Raw genomic sequence first — 8,611 nt, 5'->3', positions numbered from 1 at the left:
ATCAAAGCAATAAATAAAATATGGAATTTATATCGAAGGCCATAATCAAAAATTATTTCTTATGGTACGAGGTGATCCTGATGGATGAAAGAGACTGGATGGTTTTGCAAACTCTTTATCAAGAAAAAAATATAACCAATACAGCTAAAATTCTGCATATTTCGCAGCCGGCTTTAACCAATCGTTTAAAAACAATGGAAAACTACTTTGGAGTAAAAATCGTTAATCGAAACTGGCGCGGAGTCGAATTTACCCCACAGGGTGAATATCTTGCAAAAAATGCCCATGAAATGTTATTGCGAATCCAAAGGATGAAAGAAACAGTCCTTAATATGGAGGAAAAAATATCGGGTACATTAAGGCTGGGTGTTTCAACCTTTTTTACGGATTATAAACTTCCCGGATTATTAAAACTTTTCAAAGATCAGTACCCTGATGTCGAGTTTAAAGTTACAACGGGGTCAAGCAACGAGATTGCCCATTTAATGTACAATCATGATGTACATGTTGGCTTTTTAAAAGGGGAATATGGCTGGAAGGGTCACAAGAAGCTCCTCTTCGAAGAAAGCATTTGTATCGCTTCAAAAGAAGAAATAGACCGGAACTTACTGCCCAGTTTACCTAGAATTGATTACGAAACGGATCCATTATTAAAAGCTGTAATTGATAACTGGTGGGCTGAAAATTACTCACAGCCTCCACTTGTCAGTATTAATGTGGATAAGGCTGATACATGCAAAAAGATGGTCGGTTATGGTTTGGGCTACGCAATTATGCCAAGCATGAATATTGATGACCTTGTTCATATCAATAAAATTAAAATTAAAAATAAGGAGGGAGAAAAAATTATCCGAAAGACATGGATGTTTTACCATGAAGAATCTTTAGAATTTAAAGTAGTAAAAGCCTTCGTCGAATTTGTTGATGCGATTGACCTGCAATCCATTACCTAAAAAGGAATACCGCAGTACATTGCATCTTTTCCATTTGTTAAACAAAAATGAAATAGCCTGAATTCTGTTCAATATAGAACCCAGGCTATTTTAAAATGATTTTATAAGATTTTTAAAAACTAATATACGTTAGCGATGATAAAAGAATGGATGTAATAATAATGGCAATTAGTGGACGCATTGCTTTGGTTCGTAATTCTTTCAAGCTAATATTTAAACCTAATCCTGTCATTGACATTGTCAACAAAAATGATGTACCGTATGCAATAACAGACATCACTGTTTTTGATACCACTACCTTTTCTCCAATGAAATAGCTTCCCACAAAACTCATAACGATAAATCCAATTAAAAACCATGGAAACTCAAATTTTGTCTCTCCCTCTATTTTTCCTTTCTTTTTCATCCAAAGCATAAGGATAAAGCAAACCGGAACTAATAGAAATACTCGTGCAAGTTTGGCAAGTAATGCTTGGGCAAGAGCATCCTGGCCTGCTGGGGCAGCAGCTAAAGCAACATGGCCTATCTCGTGTAGGCTGATTCCAACCCAATTTCCGTAGTTCATAGGACCAAAAGATAAAAAAGGAAATATTAACGTATATATGATTGAAAAGAATGTGCCCACTAATGCAATGATGCCGACTCCCATAGCCGTATCCTCATCTTTTGTTTTTATGATTGGTGAGACGGCCGCGATGGCTGCCGCACCACAAATGCCTGTGCCGAGACTTAATAATAAAGAAAGATTAAAATCTGCCTTCAGCCATTTAGCAAGGGTCATAAGAACAACGATGGAAAAAATGATCGTTATTGACCCTCTTAGCAATAGAGGGAACCCCTGATGAAAAATCACAATCATGTTTAGCTTTAAACCATAAAGTATGATGGCCAATCTTAAAAGTATTTTTGATGAAAATTGAATACCAGTACGTAATTTTTCTGGATATCCAAAAACCTGTCTATAAACGATAGTTAGTAAAATGGCACACGCAAGAGGTCCAATACGATTCAGCCCCGGAAGCACTGCCAAAACAAAACCTAACACGGCTATGATCAACGTAAAACCAATTCCAGATATCAAAGAAACATCTAGCTTTTTTGCTGCTTTTTTTTGCTGATTAGGATTGGGAATTATTAATACTTTTTGTTCCAATTGTATTCAACCCCTAATTTGTGTCTATAATTTATCGTAACTAAAAATTTACAATAAGAAAAATAAATGATTATTATAGTTATAATAAGTAAATACGATAGTGAGAAAGGGACCTATGGATCAATTATTATTAGTATTTTTATCTGTTGCTGATAAAAGAAACTTTTCCAGAGCAGCTGAAGAGCTTCATATGACTCAGCCTGCAGTCAGCCAGCAAATTCAACAATTGGAAAGATATGTAGGTGCAAAACTATTGCTCCGAACTAATAAAAGTGTGCAGCTAACTAAAGCAGGAGAAATAGTCTATTTGCATGCTAAAGAAATAACAAGTTTATACAAACGAATGTCGATGTTAGTAAATGAATTAAATAACGAGCCGACAGGACCATTAAAAATTGGTGCCAGTTTTACCTTTGGAGAGTATGTATTACCACATATACTTGCAAGAATGAAAAACCTATTCCCTAATATTCTGCCCTCAGTACAAATTGGCAACACAAGGGATATTGCTAAAGCAATCACTAGCCATGAGATCGATGTAGGAATTGTAGAGGGGGAAATTCCTCATCGAAATCTATATGTAAAATCGGTTTCCACCGATCAAATGTATATCGTGGCAGGAGGGAAATATCCAATTTATTTCAATAAAGAAGTGACACGAAGACAGGTAGAACAAGAGAATTGGATTGTTCGTGAAGAAGGTTCTGGAACAAGAGATGCAACAGAAAAACTATTTGAAACTTTAGAAATACGCCCTGCTAGGTTAATGGAGTTCGGCAGCACACAACTAATAAAAGAAGCAGTCGAAGCGGGGCTTGGTATTAGTTACTTATCTGAACTGACTGTAAAAAAAGAAAGAATGCTTGGTACCATTCAAGTATTAAATGTAAAAGGGACACCGATAAAAAGAAATTTTTCAGTTATAACAGAATCTGTGGAATTGCATACGAAATCTATGAACTTATTTATTGAGTTAATAGAAAAATATGTAGAGAATCAATTATTGCAATAGCTCTTAAATCAAACATATAATACTAATAATCTTTTGTTAAAAGATATACAGAAAAAAGTTGGTGTACCGATTGAGTAAAAAGAAACAAAAACGTAAAGCAAGGAAGAAGGAATCGAGTACATTCGGTACAGCACTAAAGCTATTAGTCTGTTTTTTCCTTGTATTATTTTTAGGCTGGTATATGATGGTAGATCATTTAGATGGGGAAACTTTTCAGGGAGTCGTGGAGATCCCCTTAAAGGAGAGCTATGCGAAAGTAGTATATAGTTTGGCTTTTATACATTGGGTCATAGGCATTCCTAGTGTCATTGTATTTTTTATATTAATGGTAAAAGGGAACATTAGGGAATTCATGATTTCCTGCTTCTATAGTGTTCCTCTTATTTTATTGAGTTTGGGCTTTACGATTCAGTATATGGTTTTGTTAATTAAAGTTGGTGCTGAATACTTATGGTGGTTTTATGTTGTTGCAGCAATCCTCGGCTTTCTAATAGCTAATCTCTTAATCTACTTGGATAAAAGTAAATTACATACTGTTATTATTGGATTGGGTGCTGTGTTAATAGTCCTTAGCTGGATCCTTTTAGCGGTGGCGAACTCTGCCGATGGAAATTTTATTATTACATATAAGGATAAACTAAGAGGAAGTTTCTCGATTAAAACCATGGTAGGAACTTTTCAAACTATGGGAATTATGATTTTCCTGCTTATGTATGGTCTTCTATTGAAGCTTCGATATGGCGGGGAAGAGTAAGAGACTCTTCCCACCCCCCGACTATAACGTTTTAAGTGATTTCCGGACGTGAAGATGGATGGCAGAGTTGAATAAGACGACATAAAAAAGATGATTTCATCATATTTATCATCAATAAGAGGTTAAAGAGGTGAAAACATGTTACGAAATGTTGGCAGAAGACTCATCTGGTTTCTGATCGGAAGTACGATCTATGCTACATTTATCGGATTTACCCTGTTTAAGGCTGGCCTCATATCATTTCCATGTATTCCTAAATCCCAAAATGCACTGAATAATAAAGATCGTAATCGAAATAAAAGAGTTGGTAGAATTCGAGTTACTTAGAGATAAGATATTGTTAGCTTCAATAGTGTCTATGTATTAATTCAAAATCAAACATTGGAGGTTTGGACTTCTTGCACCGCAATGTGCTAAAAGCCCAAACCTTTACTATATTTGTAACTTGACTAAACAGTGAAGCCAAAGCGTGAACAAGAGGGAATTTTACCGTTTATTTTTCCAACATAGTGAAATCAACATTCAGCAATAACTTCTGCCCTGAAGCAAATGTCAGGAAAGGGGTATTTTTTTTGAGATTACGGAACACAAGAAAATTCAAGGCAGTAAAAAATGATACAACAGAAATTCCGGAAAATATTACAAATTTGTGATAACATTGGTTATTTTTTCAATTTTAAGTAATAGTTTAGTAGAATTGAAACATAATAATTAATACAACCAGTTTTGAAGCTTCTTACTACAAGAGACATAATTATCTGCTGCAATATTCACAAGAACAGGGAGGAGAAAAACGAATGGATGCTAATATTGGAAAGTGCCCGTTTCACGGCGGCGCTGCTAGTAACAATTCTAAGGGTACGTCTAATCGAGACTGGTGGCCAAACCAGTTGAACTTGAACATTCTCCATCAGCATGACAGAAAATCTAACCCTATGGGAGAAGACTTTGATTATGCAGAAGAATTTAAAAAGTTAGACTACTATGCCCTTAAACAGGATCTTCGTGATTTAATGACCAACAGTCAAGATTGGTGGCCAGCTGACTATGGACATTATGGTCCATTCTTTATCCGTATGGCTTGGCACTCCGCTGGTACATATCGTACTGGAGACGGCCGTGGTGGCGGTGGAACTGGCACACAGCGTTTTGCTCCACTTAACAGTTGGCCTGACAACGGTAACCTTGATAAAGCTCGTCGACTACTATGGCCGATTAAGCAAAAGTATGGCAACAAGATTTCTTGGGCTGACTTATTTATTCTTACAGGTAATGTCGCTATAGAATCAATGGGCGGAAAGACATTTGGTTTTGGTGGAGGACGAGCAGATGTTTGGCATCCAGAAGAAGACATTTACTGGGGGACTGAATCAGAATGGTTAGGTGATAAGCGTTACACAGGTGATCGTGAGCTTGAGAACCCACTTGCAGCCGTTCAGATGGGTCTTATCTATGTTAACCCAGAAGGTCCAAATGGTAATCCAGATCCGCTTGCAAGTGGTCGTGACATACGTGAAACCTTTGCACGTATGGGAATGAATGATGAAGAAACAGTAGCCTTAATAGCCGGCGGCCATACTTTTGGTAAGGCACATGGTGCAGGAGATGCTGCTCATGTTGGTCCAGAACCAGAAGCTGCTCCAATTGAAGCAATGGGCTTAGGCTGGTTAAGCACACACGGCAGCGGTAAAGGTCATGACACCATCACAAGCGGTATTGAAGGTGCTTGGACTGCTAATCCAACACAGTGGGATAATGGTTACTTTGATTTATTATTTGGATATCAATGGTGGCTTACAAAGAGTCCTGCAGGTGCCTATCAGTGGCTTGCGGTAAACCCTGATGAGAAAGATCTTGCACCGGATGCAGAGGATTCATCCGTTCGTGTTCCGACTATGATGACTACTGCCGATATGGCATTGCGTTATGATCCAGAATACGAAAAGATATCTCGTCGTTTCCATGAGAATCCAGAAGAGTTTGCTGATGTATTTGCACGTGCTTGGTTTAAACTAACACATCGTGACATGGGGCCACGTTCAAGATATCTAGGACCAGAAGTTCCAGAAGAAGTTCTTATCTGGCAAGACCCTGTACCGGCTGTTGAATATACTTTAACAGATGCAGAAGTTGATAAGATCAAAGTCATGATCTTAGACTCAGAACTTACTATCAACGAATTAGTAACAACTGCTTGGGCTTCAGCCAGTACTTACCGCGGCTCAGATATGCGTGGCGGTGCTAATGGTGCTCGCATCCGTCTTGCTCCACAGAAGGATTGGGAAGTAAATCAGCCGGAACAACTTACCAAAGTACTTTCTGTACTAGAAAGCATTCAAAGTCATCTAGGAAAGAAAGTTAGCATGGCTGACTTGATTGTATTAGGTGGTAGTGCGGCAATAGAAAAAGCTGCAAAAGATGCGGGCTTTGATGTAACTGTTCCTTTCGCTCCAGGACGTGGAGATGCAACCCAAGAGCAAACTGACTTAGAAAGTTTTGCAGTGCTAGAACCTGCCGCTGATGGTTTCCGCAACTATCAAAAGGAACAGTATCGTGTAAGTGCGGCAGAACTGCTAGTTGACAAGGCGCAACTTCTAGGCCTTACTGCACCAGAAATGACAGCACTTGTTGGCGGTATGCGTGTATTAGGTACTAACTTCGGTGGCACGAAACACGGAGTTTTCACTAATCGTGTAGGCACACTTACTAACGACTTCTTTATTAACTTACTTGACATGGGAATAGCGTGGACGCCTGTAGGCGGTGACGTATTTGAAGGACGTGATCGCAAGACAGGAGCAGTAGTACGTACAGCAACTAGTGTTGACCTAGTGTTTGGTTCAAACTCCGTTCTACGTGCCATAGCAGAAGTTTATGCTCAAGATGATAACAAAGAGAAGTTTGTGCGTGATTTTATAGCTGCTTGGGTAAAAGTTATGAATGCAGATCGCTTTGATCTTCGGTTGAAGAAAGCTCAACTACTAGGCTTTTCGAAGTAAAATCTAATTAGAGAAAAAAACAGGCTCAAACCTTTAATCAAAAAGGGTTTGGCCTGTTTTTTGTTTTAGGGAAATCAGGGTCAGTCCCTCATTTAATTAATGCTTTAATATGGTGGGGGACTGACCCATAACAGCTCATTCTTAGGATAAAGAAAAATATGGGGAGTGATTATAAATAACCTCGGAAAGAATTTTGCAACCTTGAATTCTTTCATAATTTTCTTTGGCTTCCTTTTCCGTCTCAAATTCAAACATTGTAATTTTATTATCCTTAGAGTAGGTGTTGTATACAGTAATGATCCACATGGAATTAGCCCCCAATTTAAAAATGAATTTTTAGCATTTGTTTTATAAAGAAATAACCCCTAAAACTAGTGCAGCTATTACCATTACTGTAGTAGTTCCTAGCGCCCATTTAATTAAGAAACGTTGTAAATCACTAAATTCGATTCCTACCATACCTATTAATAAATGTGCTGCTGCCACTAATGGGCTTAGTACGTGTACAGGCTGTCCTAGTATGGAGGCACGGCCTATTTCGGCAGCGCTAATGCCATAAGACTCTGCAGCTTGGGCAATAATGGGAAGTACACCAAAATAAAATGCATTATTGGACATAAAAAAAGTAAAGGGTGCGCTTAAAAAAGCGACAATAACTGGTAAATGCTGCCCCATTGCTTCTGGAATCAATGACACTAAAGTAGTAGCCATCGCATCAATCATTTTCGTTCCTGACATTATACCTGTAAAAATACCAGCTGCAATAACAATGGAGACGACCGCTACTGCGTTACTTGCGTGTGAAGAGATTCGTTCTTGTTGCTCTTTTATATTTGGATAATTAACTAATAAAGCAATAGCAAATGCAACCATAAATAAAATCATGAGCGGTATAACATCCATAATTAACAAAACTATGAGAATGAGGGTTAAAGCTAAATTAAACCATACCAGTTTAGGACGGCGATAGTTAAACTCAATTTTTGCATCCATTTCAGCCGTACTGGCCACTTCCCGAAATGCATCAATATCTATAACTCCAAGTCTTCTGCGTTCCATTTTTCCGAAAATAAAGGATATAACCAGAACCCATAAAAGCCCAAAACCCATGACCACAGGAATGAGTGGCAGAAACAGCTCAGATGAGTCAAGCTTCAATGAAGTCATTGCCATTGCAGAAGCTCCTCCCCAAGGAGTCATATTCATTACTCCCATTGAAGACATGGCTACTCCTGCAAGAATTAGAGGATTCATTCTTAGACGTTTATAAAGGGGAAGCAAGGAAGAAACCGTAATCATATAGGTTGTGGTTCCATCACCATCTAAAGCAACCATCATCGACAGGACAGCTGTACCTACAACAATTTTTAAAGGATCACCTTTGACGAGTTTTAAAATTTTGCCAATAAGGGGTTCGAATAAACCAGTATCAATCATAAGTCCAAAGTACAAAATGGCGAAAAAGATCATAATGGCGGTAGGGGCAATAGCTTTGACACCCTCAAACATCATCGTACCTAAATCATTCGCATAACCCCCGATTAGACCAAATAGTATGGGAATTAGCATGAGAGCTACAAGGGGGGTTAACCGTTTTGACATAATTAAATACATAAAAACTGCAACCATAGAAAAACCCAAAAAAGATAGCATACTTTATATCCTCCTTCGTTGTTAAAAGCGGGCCATAAAAAATCTCTTTTTCTTGGAGTAATGTAAATCCATAAAAGAATACAAGAG

The 8,611-nt window shown here is 38.0% G+C and carries 7 protein-coding genes; 5 read left to right on the top strand and 2 right to left on the bottom strand.

The annotated features are described in order from the left end of the window. Positions 1–80: 80 nt before the first annotated feature. Positions 81–953, top strand: coding sequence for a LysR family transcriptional regulator (locus V7659_RS29150; protein ID WP_335543535.1), 873 nt, complete (start codon positions 81–83; stop codon positions 951–953). A 112-nt stretch (positions 954–1,065) separates the two neighbouring features. Here the strand turns inward: V7659_RS29150 and V7659_RS29145 are convergent, their stop codons facing one another. Beyond that, complete coding sequence (locus tag V7659_RS29145; RefSeq protein ID WP_335543536.1) at positions 1,066–2,085, bottom strand: YeiH family protein; 1,020 nt, start codon at positions 2,083–2,085, stop codon at positions 1,066–1,068. A 136-nt stretch (positions 2,086–2,221) separates the two neighbouring features. Between V7659_RS29145 and V7659_RS29140 the strand changes: the two genes are divergently transcribed. The 4 genes from V7659_RS29140 to katG all read left to right on the top strand — a co-directional run bounded on the left by V7659_RS29140 (position 2,222) and on the right by katG (position 6,871). Next, a complete protein-coding gene (locus tag V7659_RS29140) occupies positions 2,222–3,118 on the top strand; it encodes a LysR family transcriptional regulator (protein WP_335543534.1) in 897 nt (298 codons plus the stop codon). 70 nt (positions 3,119–3,188) lie between these two features. Further along, complete coding sequence (locus V7659_RS29135; RefSeq protein WP_335543533.1) at positions 3,189–3,872, top strand: hypothetical protein; 684 nt, start codon at positions 3,189–3,191, stop codon at positions 3,870–3,872. Between the two features lie 138 nt (positions 3,873–4,010). Further along, positions 4,011–4,199: a hypothetical protein gene (locus V7659_RS29130; protein ID WP_335543532.1), complete on the top strand. Its 189-nt coding sequence runs from the start codon at positions 4,011–4,013 to the stop codon at positions 4,197–4,199. A 470-nt stretch (positions 4,200–4,669) separates the two neighbouring features. Then, positions 4,670–6,871 carry a catalase/peroxidase HPI gene (gene katG / locus V7659_RS29125; protein ID WP_335543531.1) on the top strand — a complete coding sequence of 734 codons (2,202 nt, stop codon included), beginning with the start codon at positions 4,670–4,672 and terminating at the stop codon, positions 6,869–6,871. Between the two features lie 348 nt (positions 6,872–7,219). On the opposite strand, the gene V7659_RS29120 is transcribed toward katG, so the two are convergent. Continuing rightward, the gene (locus V7659_RS29120; protein WP_335543530.1) at positions 7,220–8,524 is read right to left on the bottom strand and encodes a CitMHS family transporter; all 1,305 of its coding nucleotides are present in this window, start codon (positions 8,522–8,524) and stop codon (positions 7,220–7,222) included. Positions 8,525–8,611: the final 87 nt, after the last annotated feature.

Source organism: Neobacillus drentensis (assembly GCF_036966985.1).
GTDB classification, from domain to species: domain Bacteria; phylum Bacillota; class Bacilli; order Bacillales; family Cytobacillaceae; genus Neobacillus; species Neobacillus drentensis_E.
Note: the sequence above shows the minus strand (reverse complement) of the source record. Positions and strands in the feature narration are given on the sequence as shown.